Consider the following 16,549-nt stretch of genomic DNA (forward strand, 5'->3'; position numbering starts at 1 on the left):
GAACGACCTCACGTCGGCCAACTCAATATTGCGTTCGTCGCCCCCCCGGACGATCGCCTCGGCGAGCGGGTGCTCCGACCCCGACTCAGCGCTCGCCGCCACCGAGAGGACGAACGCCTCGTCAGGCGCTGGTTCGGCGATTGCGCCGCCGTCGGCCCTCGCCGCCCCGGCAACCGGTTCGACGTCGGTCAGCCGCATCTCACCCTCTGTCAGCGTGCCAGTCTTGTCGAAGACGACAGCGTCGACCTCGCGGACGCGTTCGAGGATGTCGCCGCCCTTGAATAGGATGCCGTTCCGCGCTGCGATCGTCGATCCGACCATCGTGGCCGCTGGGGTCGCAAGCCCGAGCGCGCAGGGGCAGGCGATGAGCACCGCCGAGGCGAAGACGATCATCGAAAACTCAAAGACCGGGACGCCCCCGGCGACCGGGCCGCCGCCGACCTGTCCGACCGGGAGCAGTTCGGCGATCCCGTGCAGTTGGGTCGGGAAGGCGTACCAAAGCACCGCCCAGACGACGGCGTTGAGTATGACCGCGGGGACGAAGTACGCGCTGACGCGGTCAACGAGCCGCTGAATATCCGGCTGTCGCGACTGTGCCTCCTTGACCCGGCGGACGATCCCCTGGATCGCGGTGTCCTCGCCGACGTTCGTCGCCTCTGCGAGGAGGACGCCGTTCTCGTTGATCGTCGAGCCGACGACCTCGTCGCCGGGCGATTTCTCCACCGGGACGGACTCGCCGGTCAGCATTGACTCGTCGACGGCCGAGTCGCCCTCGGTGACGACCCCGTCGGTCGGAATCCGTTCCCCGGGGCGGATCTTCATCACGTCACCGACCTCGAGGTCCTCGGTCGGGACCGTGATCTCCTCGCCGTCACGTATCACGGTCGCGTCGTCAGCCTCCAGTTCGAGCAGCTCCCGGAGTGCGTCGGAGGCGCGGGCCTTCGAGCGGGCTTCGAGCCAGTTACCGATGGTGATGAACCACAGGATGAACGCGACGGCCTCGAAGTAGAGATCGCCGCTGATAGCGCCGAGGACAACCGCCGTACTGAACAGATAGCCCGCGCTTGTACCGACCGCGACGAGCGTATCCATGTTCGCGGTCCCGTTCCTCGCTGCCGTGTACGCGCCGACGAGAAACTCCCGGCCCAGCGTCGCCATCAGCGCCGTCGCGACGACGAACTGGATCCAGCCGACGGGGATACCGACGATCGCCTCCGGTTTGGGCAACGGGGCGATCATCGCCGTCATCAGGTATATAAACGGGAGCGCGAGGACGCCGCCGAAGAGCACGAGTCGGCGCTGTTTGTGGAGTTCGCGTTCGGCGGCGGACGACTCACCATCGGTGTCGTCATCGCCGGCCTCGATCGGTTCGTACCCCGAATCATCGATCGCCGCGTAGGCCCGGTCCATCGAGAACGACTCGGGGTTGTACTCCACGGTGGCCTCGTCGGTGGCGTAGTTCACGGACGCCTCGAGCACTCCCGGGAGTTTCTCGAGCGCCTCGGCGACGGTCTCCGAGCACGTCGAACAGTGCATCCCGCCGACGCCGATCGTCCGGCGCTCCCGGCGCGGTTCGTAGCCGGCCTCATCGATCGCCGCGTAGAGCGCTTCCGGTCCCGTCGCCTCGGGATCGTATTCGACGGTGGCCTCGTCGGTGGCGTAGTTCACGGACGCCTCGGCGACACCGTCAATGGCTTCGAGCGCCTCGGCGACGGTCTCCGAGCACGTCGAACAGTGCATCCCGCCGACACCGATGCGTTCGCGTCTCGTCATGTTTGTATATACGGGTCCGACGTTCATGCGGTTTGTCCTTTTGAAAACAAAGCGAAGCAGATCTACAATACCGATTACAAAGCCAACAGTCACCGAATGAGATAATATCAAAATGAAGGTCGGGAGACCGGGGCGGGGAGCGACATCGACAAACCGATATCAAAAAGCCCGCCGACACACACGGTCGGACATGCCAACGTCCCTACCAGTGACAGACATGGCGTGTGACGGGTGCGAGACGAACGTCGAGGACACGGTGAACGAGGTACAGGGTGTCAAGCGCGCCGACGCCGACCACGAGGCGGGCCAGGTCGTCGTCGAGGGCGATGCCAGCATCGATGCGTTGGTGGCCGCAATCGTGGACGCCGGGTACGAGGTCTCGGCTTAATTTAGTCGGTTCGTCGCCGGTTCAAGCGCCCTCCCTGAACTCTTCGTATCGATCCTCGAAGCGCGCCCGGCAGGACGCACAACAGAACTCGTAGCGTTGGCCGTCGATCGTCGCGCTAACCCCTTCGGCGGTGACGCTGTTACCGCACTCGACGCACTCGAGCCCGAGTGTCGCGTCGCCGAGAACCGGATGCCAGTCGGCCCCGACGAGCGGCGACACGTCGACATCGGTGACCGCGCCCGTCGAGAAGACCGGCGATAGCGTCGATTCGACGTCCGCGTCGGCAAAGGTTCCGACGACGAACAGCCGGCCGTCGGCAGTCGCAAAGACGTGTTCAACCCCTGTGACGTCGGCCAGCGCCTCGCTGACGGTCGTCGTCTCGCCCGGTTCGACGTCGAGTATCACGGCCAGACGCGTCCCCTCGCGGAGTCGCGATCGGTCGACGTCGACGGTGAATCGATTGATGACGCCCAGTTCGCGGAGCCGATCGATCCGGTCGCTCACCGCCGGCGGGGAAAGCCCCACGGCGTCGGCGAGTTCGTTGTACGCGGCCCGGCCGTCCGCAAGCAACAGCCGGAGGAGTTCCCGGTCGGTCTCATCGAGGTCCCGCATGAATCGTCGTTGCGTGTCCGATTTAAAAGGCCTGTCGCGGTACGCCCCCGATTCGTCGAGGCGGCGGTCACTCCCCGTCCCGGTGGCTCACAACGTCGCCGTGGGTACCCACGGCTGACACCATTCGGTATCTCCCGAGTATCTGCGACGGCATTAGGTGCGACGCGGTAGTATTCGGCGTACGGCCAACAAGTAGCTTATGAACGAACACACGCAGGACCCAACCGTAGCCCCGCCGACTTCAGGAAACCCAACAGGGTGGCAGCAAGGCCGGGGGGTATCCAATGGGTGGGAACACGGAACACTTCGCCGGGCGGTGATTCATGGCGTCCGCCTATACAACTCCGGCGAGTTTCATGAATCGCATGACTGTTTTGAATCGGAGTGGTATAATTATGGAAGCGGAACCGTCGAAAGTGCCTTTGCTCACGGCATGGTTCAGGTTGCGGCGGGCGCGTACAAGCACTTCGACTTCGAGAATAACGACGGTATGCGCAGTCTCTTCGAGACAGCGTTACAGTATCTCCACGGCGTCCCGGACGACTACTACGGGGTCGATGTTCTCAATGTTAGAACCACACTCACGAACGCACTCGAGGACGCCACCGCCCTCGATGGCTGGACGATCACGCTCGACGGATCACAGCCCACGGCCGGGAATGTCGACTACGAGTACGCAAAGCGACTAGAGTAGCACGTGCAGTCGCCGGGTCGTCGTTTATAAATCCTTTGCGATCCCACGAAGCCCGTTCATTCGCCCACGTTGTGTCCGGATCTCCTCGGCCGACATCACCTCGGCGAGTCGGCTCCCTTCGACGAGTTCCTCCGCGAGCCATCGGACGCGCTGTTCAACCTCGGCGCTTCGTAGGTACTTCGCGACGCGTTCGACCTCCCTGTCAGTGGGGTGTTTGCCGCCGTCGGGCGACCGAAGACGCTGGACGACATCGACGGGATCGACCTTCTCATCCGGCAGGTACGCACCGCCGGTGAGAAGTAGGACTCTAGTCGTCACCGACGCCACCTCCTCGTCTCCGGAGTACTCAAGCTCATCGACGACGAGTCCGGCCGCCCGCGTCGATAGCGTGAACGTCTCCCGTTTGGGGGTGTTGGAGTTCGCCCCCCCGTCAGGATCGAGCGTGACGGCGATCGCCGGTTCGTCCTCGTCGGTCGAGGCGAGTCGCGGGTGATCGGTCATACATCCTGTTGGGTGTCGAGATATTTTTGTCGTCCGTTTCGGAGCGGGAGTATCGCACGCTGACCAGCCTCGAATCGCTCGTCGTGATCGAGTTCCCGATTCGGTTTTCCCGATCTACCGACCATCGGGGGAGTCCGGGGGCGTCCGCCGGACGCTCGGCAGCAAGATCGATTCGACAGAATCCAACGGTGAGAACTCAGCGGACAGCCACCGTCTGGCGATTCAATCCGAAAAGGATTACCCGATCAACCTCAAATGAACCATCGCGTGCGAGGGTAGCCAAGCCCGGAAACGGCGGCGGACTCAAGATCCGCTCCTGTAGAGGTCCGTGGGTTCAAATCCCTCCCCTCGCATCGCCGGGGTCACCCCCCGTGATGCGGAAGACCGCGCTCGGAGCGGCCTTCCCTCGCAACAACTTCCAACTCATCTCAGTGGTAACGCCGACAGCCACGGCTTTCAGGGGAATGTGGCGCTCGTTTCGGAGCGGAGCGTTTCAGGCCCTCACATCCGCCCGGCGAGAGCGTCGAACCAACGAGAAAGCGTGCTTTCGCGGGCCTTCGTGGCCGGTCGGTTGTGCGTGTACGCACCGTCCGCGACGGTAAGCACCGCCCCCTCGTGTCTCCCGGATGCAGGAAGCGTCCCCGGGTCGACGACGCGTTGCTCAGGCGCTCCGTCGCCGCGCTCGAGGAGCAACACGGCGTGATCGTCCCCGAGGCGGTCGACGACGGCGGTTCGATCCGGGGCGCGTTCCGCGAAACAAATGCCCGAGGCGACGGTCGCGGCGGTCGCGACGACCGCAACGATCACAACGAGTGCAGACAGCGCGAGTACGTGACGCATCGAGACGGGGTGGTCCCGTCACCGTACATAAACCGTCGGCCGATCGACCGAGTGATCGACTAGTTGGCCGGCCGATAGGAGCGGGTAGTCGGGCGCAATCCGACGGCGCCTAAGCTCTCTCGTCACTTCAGACGGGGCGACCCCTGAGAGCAGTGAAAACGGAGCTTCATTCTGTTCGACTCCTTGACAGGTTCAGTTCCGCAGCAGCGGGGCCGCGGCGACCCCGCCGAGCAGAATCAGATACCAGTAGGTCGAAAGCCGGTACAGAAGCGTCACCGCGGTGGCGGTCGCGCCTCCGACATCCCCAACAGTAACGAGCATTGCGATCATGATCGCCTCTATCCCGCCCACCCCACCCGGCGTAGGCAGAACCCCCGAAAACTTCGTCGTCATCACGATGCCGGCCGCGAGTCCGACGGGGATGGTCACGCCGACCGCGTATCCGGCGACGGTGAGCGGGAGCATCAAAAAGAGCATTCCCAGATGACCGAACAGCACCCCGCTCGCGGTCGCTCGGCGGCTGGCGGAGATTCGGTCGATCGACTCGTAGAACGACGACACCCGCGACGATCCGCCGATGTCCGGTGTCCGGCCACCGACCCGCGATAGGACGGCGTTTACTCCTCCGGTCAGGCGTTCGAAGATGCGGTAGACGACCCAGCGCTGATAGTACCCGACACACAGCACCGCGACGAGACCACCAACGAGAAGCCCGGTCGAGAGTAGCGTTCCATCGGGCACGGTACCGCTGTAGGTGAGAATCCCGGCGGCGCCGAGCGTGAAGTGTGGAACGTACACGAGGATGTCGGCAATCAATACCGCGCCGAACGCGTGTTCGACGTCGACGCGTTCGTTTCGCGAGGAGAGATACGCCAACACCGTCTGCGTCCCGGCCATGGCGTACGGCAGGGTGTATCGAAACACCGTATACACCAAGAACAGCCACAGCCCGCGGCGCATTCCGCCGTCGAACCCGACGAGCGAGAGCAATCGGACGTAGACGTATCCCCGCATGAGGATCGCGGCCGTCATGGAGACGAACAAAATAGAGACGTATCGCCGATCCGACTCACGGATGACCGTGAGGACCTCGGATAGATCCACGAAGAGAAAGATCGCCGCGAACGCGAGGATCGCCGCGACCACGCTGAGTAGCGCTTTCAGGTTGTCCCGCATCGGTATGTGCTGCATCCGTCCGCCACTGATAAAAATACGTATATATCAGTCGGCCGTCGGTCGGCTGACGCCGACGGCTGGGTCACCCGAGCGGTGCGTCGCTGTCACCCGATTCCTCGTGATCGCCCCGGGCAACGGATCGACCCCCGGCCACCCCGCCGGACTCCTCGAGATTGCCCCCGACGGCCCGGATCAGCGCCGCCGCTCGCTGAGCGCGGGTCTTTCGCCACGACTCCCGGCGCGATTCGTAGGTCCGTATCGCTCGCAGGAAGTCGATCCGCGAGAACTCCGGCCAGTAGGGCGCACAGAAGCAGACGGCGGCCTCGTTGCCGTTGGCGTGCCACGGTAGGAAGTTCGAGGTCCGCTCGGCCCCGCCGGTCCGGATGATGAGGTCGACATCCCGCGTCGGTCCCGTCGTGAGCCGATCTTCGACCGTCTCGATGGTCACGTCCTCGGGATCACACTCGCCGGCTGCGGCCGCCCGGGCAACGTCGCGAGCGACGCCGAGGAGTTCGGCGCGGCCGCCATAAGCGAGGGCGACGTTCAATTGGAAGGCATCGTGGTCGGCGGTGCGTTCCTCGGCGTAGGCGATCGCCTCGCGAACCCGCTCCGGCAGCTTTTGTGTTTCCCCGATCGCCCGGATGCGGACACCGCGGTCGTGGACCTCGGGGCGGTCCGCGAACGTTCGGAGTTTCTCGGCGATGAGGTCGAACAGCGCCTCGCGCTCCTCGGGGGGGCGATCAAAGTTCTCCGTCGAGAAGGCGTACAGCGTCAACTCCTCGATGCCGAGGTCGGCACACCACTTGAGAACGCGTTCTGTCGTGTCGGCGCCCGCGCGGTGTCCGTCGGTCGTCTCCTCCCCGTGCTCGCGAGCGTACCGGCGGTTGCCGTCTTGGATCACCGCGACGTGTGCTGGCACGCCGCCGATCTCGCGTTCGAGCACGCGCTCGTAGAGACGACGCGTGACCTCCCGGAGGCGCTGGAGCATCTATCGAATCTATCCCCTCCGGCGCAATTAGTGTTGTTCTTTCGGGGACTCGACACGGATCGTGACGTGTATTAGTTTCGGTTACGATTGATCCGATATGGCCGAATCCGTCGACAACGACCTCTACCAGCGGACGAAGGCGCTTCTTGAACCGGGCGAAATACAGCTCAACGGCGTGATCGTCAACACTGATTTGACGAGCGATGAGGAGCCGACGCTGCATCAAGCCACCCTCGATGTCGGCACCATCATCGCCGAGGCGACGGGGATCGAGCCGACCGATACCTACGTCTACTCCGGAAACGACAACGAGGAGTTCGGAATTAACCAACATCAGGGGCTCACGCTCGACGGCGAGGAGTTCGTCTGGGAGTGCCAACAGTTGATTCGGGAGGGGACCTACGACGTGGTGTTCTACTACGAGGCCGACGCCGATCAGGAGGCGATCGTCGAGGGCGTCGAAGAACTCGGCTTCGACGCGACGGGCGTTCGCGGCGAGTAACGGGGCGCTCGGGCGCCCGTTCAGGTTTCTCGGCCGACGACGAACTCCGCGAACGTCGCCAGTTCCTCCTTCGGCTCGGACTCAAGGCCGAGGTCGTCCAGCCGGGCGACGGACGACTCCGAGAGGTCAAGGGCAACGTCGCGGGCGTACTTGACGCTGCCGGCCGACTGGAGGATCTCGATCGCCTCGACGACTTCCGCGTCGCTGTTTTCGTCGGCCCAGAGGATCTCCTCGAGGCGCGCGACGTCCTCCGCGGTGGCGTACTCGGCGGCGTGGATCGCCATCAGGGTCTTTTTGCCCTCGCGAATGTCGTTGCCGACCCCCTTGCCAAAGTCGCCACCCTCCTCTAAGGCGTGTTCGACGTCGAGAACGTCGTCGGCGATCTGGAAGGCGATAGACATCTCCTCGGCGTACTCTGCCACCGCCCGCTCGACGTCGCGCGTGTCGGTGACAATCGCCGCCAGCCGCGCCACGATTCGGCCGAGACCCCCAGTCTTGCAGGCGCACATTTCGAGATACTTCGATTCGCCGATGTCGATCCGCTTCTCGTTGTGCCAACGGATGTCCATCCCCTGCCCGAGGTGGGTTCGATTGAGTTCGTCCATCAGCATCTCGTAGGCGTCGAGTTGGAGTTCGGGCCGGAGGTCGCCTGGGTTCCGCGCGATTATCTTTAACGGCAGAAAGTACATCGCGTTGCCGGCGTTGAGCGCGATATCGGTGCCGAAAGCGTGGTGCAGAGCGGAGTCGCCGCGGCGGTGGGTCGCGCCGTCCTCGATGTCGTCGACGATGATCGTTCCGTTGTGGAGTATCTCCGGGATGGCGGCGTATTCGAGATACGATTCGGGGTCGTCGCCGAACGCCTCGACGAAGACTAAAAACAGCACCGCGCGCCACCGCTTTCCCCCGCGGTCGAGGAGGTTCCAGATTGGATCCGACAGCGCCCCCTGAAGCGCGGTCGGGTCGTAAGCGTAGGTCGCCTCGCCGAAGAACTCGGTGAGGTAGGCGTCGTCGATCGTACGGGGAAGCAGCGATTCGATCGTCGTGTCGACCACCGGCCGCCACTCCGACAGTGCGCTGTGCATGTAATAACGGTCGCGGTGGCGCATGAAAAACTCTCGCGTCGCCGACGGCGGGACTTTTCAACCCCCCGTCCCTTATCCCGGTAGATGAGCGGACAGCGCGTCGGCGTCGTCGGCGATGGGCGGTTGGCTCCGGCTGTCGAAGCCGCCGGAGGCGAGCCGATCGGAGGGCCGGCCGAGTTCGGGTCGGTCCGGTTCGTCGCGGCCGCGGGCGAGGACGCGATCGTTGACGTAGCCCGGTCGGTCCCCGAGGTGCCGGTGTTGGCGGTCGGAGCCGATCCCGGCCTTCGGGCGGTCCCGTTTGACCGACTTGAGGCCGCGATCGAGCGGGCGCTCGAGGGCGATTCGCCGACGGTGCAACACCCGGTCGTCGAGGCGGCCGGTTCGATCGAGCCCGTCCGGGCGGTGTTCGACATCGCGCTCGCGGCCGCTGAGCCCGCTCGGATCTCCGAGTTTGCCGTCCACAGCGGCGAAGACCAGGTGGCGCGGTTCCGGGCTGACGGCGTCGTTGCCTCGACGCCGGCCGGGAGCGCCGGCTACAACCACAACGCCGGCGGTCCCGTCGTCGCGTCCGGCACCGGGGTCGCGAGTGTGGTGCCCATCGCGCCCTTCGCGACCTCCATCGACCACTGGGCCCTTCCTCTCGATTCGGTCCGACTCTCCGTCAAGCGCGACGAGACGCCGGTCGAACTGCTCGCCGACGGCCGCCGGGAATCGACCGTCGACGCCGGCGGCCCGGTGACGCTCTCGCGGGTCGGCTCGGTCGAGACATACGCCCTCCCCGAGTCGTCCGGGCCATTCTAAGTACCCGCAGTCGGTCGTGGCCCCGAGAAACGGGGATCGACCGCGACGGTTTATAAATCGTCGGTCCTCACATCCGTGCATGTCGGCCGACTTCGCGTTCGACTACGAACTGCTCGCAGACCTCGTCGAGACGCCCGGCGTACCGGGCTACGAGGACCGGATCCGCGAACGGGTCCGCACGGAACTCGACGACCACGTCGACCGGCTCCGATCGGATGCGATGGGAAACCTCGTCGGCACCATCGAGGGGATCGACCCCTCCTATGAGGTCGTCGTCGCGACCCACGTCGACGAGATCGGGTTCATGATAAAACACGTCGACGATGACGGCTTTCTCGAACTCGATGCTCTGGGCGGGTGGGATCCGCGCATTCTCCGAGCACAGCGGGTCACGGTCCACGCGGAGGGCGGCGACCTACCGGGCGTGATTGGCGCGGTGCCGCCGCACACGCTGACAGACGAAGAGATGGAGGCCGAACAGGGCGTTGAGGACGTCCGCGTCGATCTCGGCCTTGACGCCGAGGCGGTCAACGAACGGGTTTCTGTCGGCGACCTCGTCACGATGGAGGGCCGGACCGAACGCGTCGGCGAGTTCGTCACCGGCAAGTCCCTCGACAACCGGGTGTCGGTGCTCGCGGCGATCGAAGCGGCCCGCCGGATCGACGAACCGGACGTGACAGTCCACTTCGCCGCGACGACCCAAGAGGAGGTCGGCCTCCGCGGAGCCTCAGCACTCGGCGTCGACCTCGACCCGGATCTCGTGTACAACCTCGACACGACGGTCGCGAACGATGTTCCCGGCTTCGAGGCCGGCGAGCAGGTGACCCGACTCGGCGAGGGGGCGGCGATCAAACTGAAGGACTCAAGCGTCATCACGAATCACAAACTCCACCGACGGCTCCGGAGGCTGGCCGAGGACCGTGGGATAGCGAGCCAACTCGAGGTGTTGCCGGCTGGCGGGACCGACACGGGGGGCCTCCAGCGGGCCGGCGGAGCCCGTCCCGCGGGTGCGATTTCGATCCCGACGCGGTACCTGCACACGCCGACCGAGAGCGTCCACGGTAACGACCTCGACGCGGCGATCGAGTTGCTCGTCGCGGCGCTGCGAACGGAGGACGGGACGCACGACTACACGCTCTGAGATCCCCCCGCGACTGAACTCGTGAGTTTTCGTCTCGACGTTCTGTAATCCGTCTCGGTCTCAGAACTCCTCGGCGGCCTCCTCGCCGGACTGCGGCCGGATCACGTCCGCGAGGGTGACAACGAGGCCGAACAGCCACCCGATGGGGGTCGCGATCGCGATCCACATCAGCACGACGCCGACGCCCTCGAGGCTGAAGTTCGCCCGCAGATACTCGTTGATGTCGTAAACGTATAGAAAGCTGTCGAGCAGAAAGATCGCGAGGTCCTCGCTGCGCTCTAAGACGCCGCTCAACGAGGGGTCGTACAGCGCCGCGACGATCGGCGGGAGGAAGATAGCATTCATCGCGAACGGGTACGCGAGCGCAACGGTGGTTCCGCGGCCGCCGCGGGTGAACACCGCCGCCAGCCCGGCCGAAACGACCGCGACGGCGCTCGCCGCGCCGACAGCGACAACACCGCTAAAATCGAGCCGGAGCCTGGCGAGCACCGTCAACCCGCCCCAAAGCAGCGCGGTGACGAGGACGACACCGATCGCGCCCAAGCGTGCGCTCGCGCTGTCGAGGCGGCGGGCGTTGAACCGAACGGCGAACCCGACGACCAACAGCGGGTAGAGGAGCGCGACGAGCGGCACGCCCAGCGCGCCCCAAACCCGGTATTTGATCCAGTCGCTACGGGTTGTTGGTTGCCACTTTCCGAGGACCGTGTGGACAGCCGTCCGTTGTCGGGGAAAAACGAGTTCCATCCACGTCTCGTGGAGCCGAATGAGGTCGACTTTTAGCCCCGCTACGAGGCCGCCATCCGTCATGATACCACCCTCCCCTCGGGCATAAAAATAGCTTCCGACCTCCGCGCCGGAGGCGGAGCGGTCGCCACATTCCGGGAACGACTACCGCACCGCGTGGACCGGCCGCCACGCCTCGGAAATCAACGTTCCCGACTCACCGCGCCGGTCGTCTCACCACGACGCCGGGCCGAAGTCGGGATCGACCTTCCGACGCTCGCCGTCGATGTCGTCGATTCGCGCGACTTCGTCGTCGGTCAGTTCAAGCTCTAGCGACGCCCAGTTGTCTCGGATGTGGTCCGCCCCGGTCGCCTTCGGGATCGCGGCGATGTCCTTGGCGCGGAGCCAGGCGAGGCTGACCTGCGCCTCACTAACCCCGCGGTCGTCGGCGATTTCTGAGAGGACGTCCACGCCGAAGACATCGCCGCGGGCCAACGGTGAGTACGCGACCAACTCGATGCCGGCATCCGAACAGAACTCGTGGAGTTCGCGCTGCTGAAGGAGAGGATGGATCTCAACCTGGTTCGCGAAGATCGGCGCGTCGACAGCCGAGCGGGCAGTCTCGATGTGGTTCGGCTCGAAGTTCGAGACGCCGATGCGGTCGATCGTGCCGGACTCGTGCAGTTCCTCAAAGGCCGACAGCGTCGCCTCGGGGTCGTACTTGCCCGCCGGCCAGTGGACGTACAGCAGGTCGACGTACTCCGTGCCGAGCTTTGCGAGGCTCTCCTCAGTGGACGCAAGCACGTCGTCGTGGGCGAGCTTGTCGATCCAGACCTTCGTCGCGAGGAAGACGTCCTCACGGTCGACGTCGGCGTCGGCGATACCGCGACCGACAGCCGACTCGTTGCCGTAGATCTGAGCCGTGTCGACGTGTCTGTACCCGGACTCAAGAGCAGTCCGGACGGATTCGGCGCAGGCGTCCGGATCCTCGTTTTCCCACGTTCCAAGGCCGAGTCCCGGCATCCCGCTTTGGTCCGGGACGAGCGCTCGCTGTGTCATTGCCCCGGAGTAGCGGCCTCGGCGCGAAAATAGTTGGGATGTCGTCGGGGCCGCACGTGTGCGTGTCGTCGAGGTCCTAGGTGCGGACGATTGGTGGGGACGCACCGCCGCATCGAAAGGGTGTTTCAACCCCGGCGGGAACCATCATAACGTGGCGTATCGACACGTTGCCCTTGCGCTGTGTACCCTCGCCTTCGCCGCGACGATGGCCGCCCGCCTCGTAATCAGCCCCGTCATTCCCGAGATAACCGCCGACTTCTCGGTTTCGACGGGGGCGATCGGCCTCGCGCTCTCGGGGATGTGGGCCGCCTATGCGCTCTCGCAGTTCCCGAGCGGCGTGCTCTCCGATCGGATCGGCGAGCGGCGGGTCATCCTCACGGCCGTGGGGCTGACCGCCGCCTCAAGTTTCTTACTGGCGGCTGCGCCCTCCTATCCGGTCTTCGCGGCGACGGCGGTCGTCCTCGGCGCGGGGGCGGGCCTCCACTACAGCGTCGCCACTTCGTTTCTCGCCCGGCACTTCGAGGGTGTCGGCCGGGCTATCGGGATCCACGTGAGCGGCGGCCCCCTCGCGGGGCTTCTCGCCCCGGTCGCGGCGGCCGCGGTCGGATCCCGGTACGGGTGGCGGCCGGCGTTGCTCTTGGGGGCGGGCGTAGCGATCCCGGTCTTCGCGCTGTTTTGGCTACAGATCGAGCCGACGCCGCCGGCCCGCCCCGGGACATCGATGCGGTCGCGATTCGAACTCGGGCCGCTGGTCGAGTTGCTCGGCCGGCCGGAGATCCGCTACTCGACGGTCATGGCCGTCGGCGGCGCGTTCGCCTGGCAGGCGACAGCGTCGTTCCTTCCGGCCTTTCTTATCGGCTATCACGGGCGGTCGCCGGCGGCGGCGAGCGCGCTGTTTTCGCTTTATTTCGTGGTTCATGGCGTGTCACAGCCCGTTTTGGGTGGGCTGTCAGATCGAATCGGTCGAGACGTTGTCGCCGCTGTCGCCTTCGGGACCGGCGCGGTCGGCTACGCGATCCTCGTCGTTGGCTCCGGGGGCGCCATCGTCGCGGCCGTCCCGCTCGTCGGCGTGGCAATGTCTTGGGGAGCGCCGGTCCAATCTCGCTTCATCGACAGCCTCTCGTCGAGCGAGCGCGCTGCAGGGTTCGGGCTCGTCCGTACTGTGTACATGCTGTTGGGCGCGCTTGGGAGCGTCGTTGTCGGCGGGCTTTCGGACGTGGCAGGGTGGGCCGTCGCCTTCGGCGCGCTCGTCGCGCTGTTGGGATCCGAGTGCCTGCTTGCGGCGGCGTTGGCTGTCGGGGGATGGCGAGCGTGAGTTCGCCTCGTGGGTCGATCGGAGGTCGGCGGTTCATACATACGACGAACGGCATATTTAACTACGCACACCAGTCGAGTATATAACTGCCTCCGAGAGCGACGTTTTAAAACAATCGCAACTGATGGGTTATTTACGTCGGACCGCATAAACCCGAGCATATGCCCCCCGAATCGTACGACATCGTCGTCGTGGGCGGCGGAACGTCGGGATGTTTCGCCGCGGCGACGGCCGCCCGAGAGGGCCTCGACGTGGCCCTCCTCGAGCGGAAGAGTGAGGAGGACGGCGGTCGGATCGCCTGCGGCGATGCTATAAAAGGAACGAGCACGTTCCCCGATGTCATCGATCTCGACTACCTGCGCGAGGAGTCGTTCACAAACCAAGGAATTACGCTCGCCCGCTTCGAGAACCCCAAGACCGACACGAACCTCGACATCGGGTTCCGGGGCGGCAGCGGCGCAATCGTCGACCGCAAACGCTACGGTGAGGTCCTCTTAGAGGAGGCCGACCGCGCCGGCGCCGAAATCCACTATGAAACGGTCGTCCAAGACATCGTCCAGAACGGAGCGGTGACGGGTGTCACCGCCACGAAACGCGGTTCCGTCGTCGAGTACGAGGCCGACATGGTTCTCGACGCCGCGGGCTCGCTGTCGCTTCTGCAGGACAAGGCCGACTTCGAGGGGACGACCTTCGACACGAACGTCAACTACCAGCAGTTCTGTTCGGCCTACCGGGAGGTCATCGAAGTCGACGAACCCGTCGAATGGGACAACGCCATCGTGTTCAAACCGGCCGCCGAACTCGGCTATCTGTGGTACTTCCCGCGGACGCCGACCGAAATCAACGTTGGCCTGGGCTTTCAAATGAATAAGGAGCCGATGAAGCTGGTCGAACACCTCAAACGCGACGTTCGGAACCGCGAGGAGTTCAAAGGGGCGACGGTGAAGAACAAACTCGGGGCGGCGCTGCCGACCCGCCGGCCCTACGACTCGGCGGTCGCACCCGGCTACATGGCGGTCGGTGACGCTGCCGCTCACGTCAACCCCTGTACCGGCGGCGGCATCCCGGGTGCGGCGAAGGCTGGCACGTGGGCCGCCGAGGCCGCCATGGACGCTATCGCCGATGGCCAAACCAACGACGAGGACGCCCTCTGGGAATACAACCGCCGCGTCCAGACGGACTTCGGCAAGCGCTTCGCTGCGATGGACCTGTACAACATCTGGGGTGGCACCTACGACGTGGACGAACTCGTCGACATCGTGAGCGCGATGCCCGGCCAACAACTCGCCGACGCCCTCGCCCTGGAGGGGACCGCCTCGATGGGGTGGCCGCTGAAGATCAAGACCGCAATCAAAACCTTCGGTCACTGGTCGACGCTGTTTGAGTTGAAGAAACTCAACAACCTCGCAACCGAACTCAAGTCGGTGTACGACGACTACCCGACGACGAGCGGCGGGTTCGAATCGTGGCGCTCGCGTCGGGACGCCGTCATGGACGAGGTGTACGAGGTCACGGGCGCGGAGCCAAAGTACTGAGCCGCGACCACAGGACAAAGCGAACTGGTTTCGTCGGCCTCAGCCGCCGTCGTCGCCCATCCGAGTCCGAACCCACGCCGCGAGATCGTCGCCGCTTATAAACCCCTCTGCTCGGCGGGCAACCGGGTCTCCGTCGACGAAACAGACGAACAGCGGCACGCTCCGGACGTCGAAGCGCTCGACGAGCGGCGGGTCGTCCCGGGGATTTATATATCCGACGCGGGCGTCGAGTTCGCGGGCGAGGTTTCCGAGCACCGGTTCCATGCTCCGACAGATGCCGCAGCCCTCGGTGTAGAACTCGATCAACGCGGCGTCGGATTCGGAAACAAACGCCTCAAGCGCCCGCTCGTCGGCAAGTTCGACGGAACGGTTGCGTCCGCTCCGCGCGTTCGAGTTACTATTGCTCACAACGCCCAATATTATATCGCCAGGATATATAAGCCCTCCCCGAAACCGCGCGGTCACGCCCCCGACGCCGCCCAGAGGGCGGGCAACCGGGTAAAAACCGCGGCGTTCCGCGCGAGCGCCTCGACCGTGATGTACTCGTCGACTGCGTGAACGGTGTCGGTTCCGAAGGCGAAATCGACGGTCGGGATCCCCGCGTTCCGGAAGGTCTTCGCGTCGCCGCCGCCGGTCGCACTCCGACGACGGATCGGGGCGTCGACGACACTTCCGGCGGCCGCCGTGACCGCCTCGACCAGCGGGCTCTCAATTGGTTCGTAGGTGCCGACCGACCAGCTCGTATCGGTGATCGTGACGCCCGAACAGTCGGCGAGACACTCGCGGATGTCAGCGAGGATCTCACTCGTCTCGACGCCCGCGGTCAGACGGATGTCCAGCCGCGCGCTCGCTGCGCTTGGAACCGTGTTCACGCTGTCGCCGCCCTCGATCGTTCCGAGGTTGACCGTCGGCCGTTCGAACAGTTCGCGGGCCGCCGTCGCGCCCATCGACGACTCGTAGTGGGCGATCGACTCCTCAAGGATTGGTTCGAACCCCTCCGGAAGCTCGAGATCACGGGTGGGAAGCCGGGTTCTGATGGCGGTGATGGCCGCCCAGAGCCGGTCGATCGCGTTCTCGCCGAGCGCGGGGCGGGAGCCGTGGGCGGCCGTCCCCTCGGCTTCGAGGGTCAGCCAGATACTCCCGCGGTCCGCAACGGTGACCGAGTGGCGGCCGTTCGAACACGTCGTCTCGCCGATGACGCAGGCGTCTGCGTCGACGACGCCTCGGTCGAGGAGGGTCTCGACCCCGGCTGAGCCTCCGGTCTCCTCGTCGCTGACGACCGCAAGGGCGAGATCGACCGGAGGGTCGACTTCTGATTCGGCGAACGCCTCTACAGCGTGGACCATCGCCGCGAGCGGCCCTTTCATATCCGTCGCACCACGCCCGTAAAGACGGTCGCCGTCGCGCTCGCCGAGGGGG

18 protein-coding genes and 1 tRNA gene are annotated in these 16,549 nt (G+C 65.2%); 8 read left to right on the forward strand and 11 right to left on the reverse strand.

Annotation, left to right across the window (positions count from 1 at the left end):
* Positions 1 to 1,740, reverse strand: a 1,740-nt coding sequence (locus tag ACI944_RS04130) for a heavy metal translocating P-type ATPase (protein WP_411717818.1), incomplete at its 3' end; no start/stop codon positions are given.
* Positions 1,741 to 1,963: 223 nt separating this feature from the next.
* Here ACI944_RS04130 and ACI944_RS04135 point away from each other — a divergent pair.
* On the forward strand, positions 1,964 to 2,161 hold the full coding sequence (locus tag ACI944_RS04135; RefSeq protein ID WP_411717803.1) for a heavy-metal-associated domain-containing protein: 198 nt from the start codon (positions 1,964 to 1,966) through the stop codon (positions 2,159 to 2,161).
* 21 nt (positions 2,162 to 2,182) lie between these two features.
* Here ACI944_RS04135 and ACI944_RS04140 read toward each other — a convergent pair whose 3' ends face one another.
* Positions 2,183 to 2,773, reverse strand: a complete 591-nt coding sequence (locus ACI944_RS04140) for an AsnC family transcriptional regulator (protein WP_411717804.1) — start codon at positions 2,771 to 2,773, stop codon at positions 2,183 to 2,185.
* Positions 2,774 to 2,972: 199 nt separating this feature from the next.
* Here ACI944_RS04140 and ACI944_RS04145 point away from each other — a divergent pair, with 199 nt between their 5' ends.
* Positions 2,973 to 3,467 (forward strand): DUF309 domain-containing protein, encoded by a 495-nt coding sequence (locus ACI944_RS04145; protein WP_411717805.1) that lies wholly within the window; start codon positions 2,973 to 2,975, stop codon positions 3,465 to 3,467.
* Between the two features lie 24 nt (positions 3,468 to 3,491).
* On the opposite strand, the gene ACI944_RS04150 is transcribed toward ACI944_RS04145, so the two are convergent.
* The gene (locus ACI944_RS04150) at positions 3,492 to 3,968 is read right to left on the reverse strand and encodes a hypothetical protein (protein WP_411717806.1); all 477 of its coding nucleotides are present in this window, start codon (positions 3,966 to 3,968) and stop codon (positions 3,492 to 3,494) included.
* Between the two features lie 269 nt (positions 3,969 to 4,237).
* Between ACI944_RS04150 and ACI944_RS04155 the strand changes: the two genes are divergently transcribed.
* A tRNA-Leu gene (locus ACI944_RS04155) sits at positions 4,238 to 4,321 on the forward strand.
* A 148-nt stretch (positions 4,322 to 4,469) separates the two neighbouring features.
* Here ACI944_RS04155 and ACI944_RS04160 read toward each other — a convergent pair.
* The 3 genes from ACI944_RS04160 to uppS all read right to left on the reverse strand — a co-directional run bounded on the left by ACI944_RS04160 (position 4,470) and on the right by uppS (position 6,972).
* The gene (locus ACI944_RS04160) at positions 4,470 to 4,808 is read right to left on the reverse strand and encodes a DUF3006 domain-containing protein (protein ID WP_411717807.1); all 339 of its coding nucleotides are present in this window, start codon (positions 4,806 to 4,808) and stop codon (positions 4,470 to 4,472) included.
* Positions 4,809 to 5,000: 192 nt separating this feature from the next.
* The gene (locus ACI944_RS04165) at positions 5,001 to 5,999 is read right to left on the reverse strand and encodes a lysylphosphatidylglycerol synthase transmembrane domain-containing protein (RefSeq protein ID WP_411717808.1); all 999 of its coding nucleotides are present in this window, start codon (positions 5,997 to 5,999) and stop codon (positions 5,001 to 5,003) included.
* A 67-nt stretch (positions 6,000 to 6,066) separates the two neighbouring features.
* Positions 6,067 to 6,972 carry a polyprenyl diphosphate synthase gene (gene uppS / locus ACI944_RS04170; RefSeq protein WP_411717809.1) on the reverse strand — a complete coding sequence of 302 codons (906 nt, stop codon included), beginning with the start codon at positions 6,970 to 6,972 and terminating at the stop codon, positions 6,067 to 6,069.
* Positions 6,973 to 7,069: 97 nt separating this feature from the next.
* On the opposite strand from uppS, the gene ACI944_RS04175 reads away from it, so the two are divergent.
* Positions 7,070 to 7,474 carry a DUF5778 family protein gene (locus ACI944_RS04175; protein ID WP_411717810.1) on the forward strand — a complete coding sequence of 135 codons (405 nt, stop codon included), beginning with the start codon at positions 7,070 to 7,072 and terminating at the stop codon, positions 7,472 to 7,474.
* Between the two features lie 20 nt (positions 7,475 to 7,494).
* Here ACI944_RS04175 and ACI944_RS04180 read toward each other — a convergent pair whose 3' ends face one another.
* The gene (locus ACI944_RS04180) at positions 7,495 to 8,556 is read right to left on the reverse strand and encodes a polyprenyl synthetase family protein (protein WP_411717811.1); all 1,062 of its coding nucleotides are present in this window, start codon (positions 8,554 to 8,556) and stop codon (positions 7,495 to 7,497) included.
* 84 nt (positions 8,557 to 8,640) lie between these two features.
* Here ACI944_RS04180 and ACI944_RS04185 point away from each other — a divergent pair, with 84 nt between their 5' ends.
* Together ACI944_RS04185 and ACI944_RS04190 are read left to right on the forward strand one after the other, a co-directional pair.
* Complete coding sequence (locus ACI944_RS04185) at positions 8,641 to 9,357, forward strand: ATP-NAD kinase (protein ID WP_411717812.1); 717 nt, start codon at positions 8,641 to 8,643, stop codon at positions 9,355 to 9,357.
* A 79-nt stretch (positions 9,358 to 9,436) separates the two neighbouring features.
* Entirely contained in the window at positions 9,437 to 10,498 is a 1,062-nt protein-coding gene (locus ACI944_RS04190) for a M42 family metallopeptidase (RefSeq protein ID WP_411717813.1), read from the forward strand.
* Between the two features lie 60 nt (positions 10,499 to 10,558).
* Here the strand turns inward: ACI944_RS04190 and ACI944_RS04195 are convergent, their stop codons facing one another.
* Both ACI944_RS04195 and ACI944_RS04200 read right to left on the reverse strand, forming a co-directional pair.
* Positions 10,559 to 11,305 carry a hypothetical protein gene (locus ACI944_RS04195; RefSeq protein WP_411717814.1) on the reverse strand — a complete coding sequence of 249 codons (747 nt, stop codon included), beginning with the start codon at positions 11,303 to 11,305 and terminating at the stop codon, positions 10,559 to 10,561.
* Positions 11,306 to 11,455: 150 nt separating this feature from the next.
* Positions 11,456 to 12,244, reverse strand: a complete 789-nt coding sequence (locus tag ACI944_RS04200; protein ID WP_411717819.1) for an aldo/keto reductase — start codon at positions 12,242 to 12,244, stop codon at positions 11,456 to 11,458.
* A gap of 187 nt (positions 12,245 to 12,431) precedes the next feature.
* Here ACI944_RS04200 and ACI944_RS04205 point away from each other — a divergent pair, with 187 nt between their 5' ends.
* Positions 12,432 to 13,595, forward strand: a complete 1,164-nt coding sequence (locus tag ACI944_RS04205) for an MFS transporter (protein WP_411717820.1) — start codon at positions 12,432 to 12,434, stop codon at positions 13,593 to 13,595.
* Positions 13,596 to 13,756: 161 nt separating this feature from the next.
* Positions 13,757 to 15,130: a geranylgeranyl reductase family protein gene (locus tag ACI944_RS04210; protein ID WP_411717815.1), complete on the forward strand. Its 1,374-nt coding sequence runs from the start codon at positions 13,757 to 13,759 to the stop codon at positions 15,128 to 15,130.
* Between the two features lie 39 nt (positions 15,131 to 15,169).
* Here ACI944_RS04210 and ACI944_RS04215 read toward each other — a convergent pair whose 3' ends face one another.
* Positions 15,170 to 15,547, reverse strand: a complete 378-nt coding sequence (locus ACI944_RS04215; protein WP_411717816.1) for a thioredoxin family protein — start codon at positions 15,545 to 15,547, stop codon at positions 15,170 to 15,172.
* Between the two features lie 44 nt (positions 15,548 to 15,591).
* A partial coding sequence (locus tag ACI944_RS04220) for a M20 family metallopeptidase (RefSeq protein ID WP_411717817.1) occupies positions 15,592 to 16,549 on the reverse strand: 958 nt, incomplete at its 5' end.

Origin of the sequence: Natronomonas sp., from assembly GCF_046710025.1 — an archaeon.
In the GTDB taxonomy this organism is placed as follows: domain Archaea; phylum Halobacteriota; class Halobacteria; order Halobacteriales; family Haloarculaceae; genus Natronomonas.

What these genes read in the sequence shown, in the direction of transcription:
- ACI944_RS04135 (WP_411717803.1), top strand. Translation starts at nt 1,964, where the DNA reads ATGCCAACGTCCCTACCAGTGACAGACATGGCGTGTGACGGGTGCGAG.
- ACI944_RS04140 (WP_411717804.1), bottom strand. Translation starts at nt 2,773, where the DNA reads ATGCGGGACCTCGATGAGACCGACCGGGAACTCCTCCGGCTGTTGCTT.
- ACI944_RS04145 (WP_411717805.1), top strand. Translation starts at nt 2,973, where the DNA reads ATGAACGAACACACGCAGGACCCAACCGTAGCCCCGCCGACTTCAGGA.
- ACI944_RS04150 (WP_411717806.1), bottom strand. Translation starts at nt 3,968, where the DNA reads ATGACCGATCACCCGCGACTCGCCTCGACCGACGAGGACGAACCGGCG.
- ACI944_RS04160 (WP_411717807.1), bottom strand. Translation starts at nt 4,808, where the DNA reads ATGCGTCACGTACTCGCGCTGTCTGCACTCGTTGTGATCGTTGCGGTC.
- ACI944_RS04165 (WP_411717808.1), bottom strand. Translation starts at nt 5,999, where the DNA reads ATGCAGCACATACCGATGCGGGACAACCTGAAAGCGCTACTCAGCGTG.
- uppS (WP_411717809.1), bottom strand. Translation starts at nt 6,972, where the DNA reads ATGCTCCAGCGCCTCCGGGAGGTCACGCGTCGTCTCTACGAGCGCGTG.
- ACI944_RS04175 (WP_411717810.1), top strand. Translation starts at nt 7,070, where the DNA reads ATGGCCGAATCCGTCGACAACGACCTCTACCAGCGGACGAAGGCGCTT.
- ACI944_RS04180 (WP_411717811.1), bottom strand. Translation starts at nt 8,556, where the DNA reads ATGCACAGCGCACTGTCGGAGTGGCGGCCGGTGGTCGACACGACGATC.
- ACI944_RS04185 (WP_411717812.1), top strand. Translation starts at nt 8,641, where the DNA reads ATGAGCGGACAGCGCGTCGGCGTCGTCGGCGATGGGCGGTTGGCTCCG.
- ACI944_RS04190 (WP_411717813.1), top strand. Translation starts at nt 9,437, where the DNA reads ATGTCGGCCGACTTCGCGTTCGACTACGAACTGCTCGCAGACCTCGTC.
- ACI944_RS04195 (WP_411717814.1), bottom strand. Translation starts at nt 11,305, where the DNA reads ATGACGGATGGCGGCCTCGTAGCGGGGCTAAAAGTCGACCTCATTCGG.
- ACI944_RS04200 (WP_411717819.1), bottom strand. Translation starts at nt 12,244, where the DNA reads ATGCCGGGACTCGGCCTTGGAACGTGGGAAAACGAGGATCCGGACGCC.
- ACI944_RS04210 (WP_411717815.1), top strand. Translation starts at nt 13,757, where the DNA reads ATGCCCCCCGAATCGTACGACATCGTCGTCGTGGGCGGCGGAACGTCG.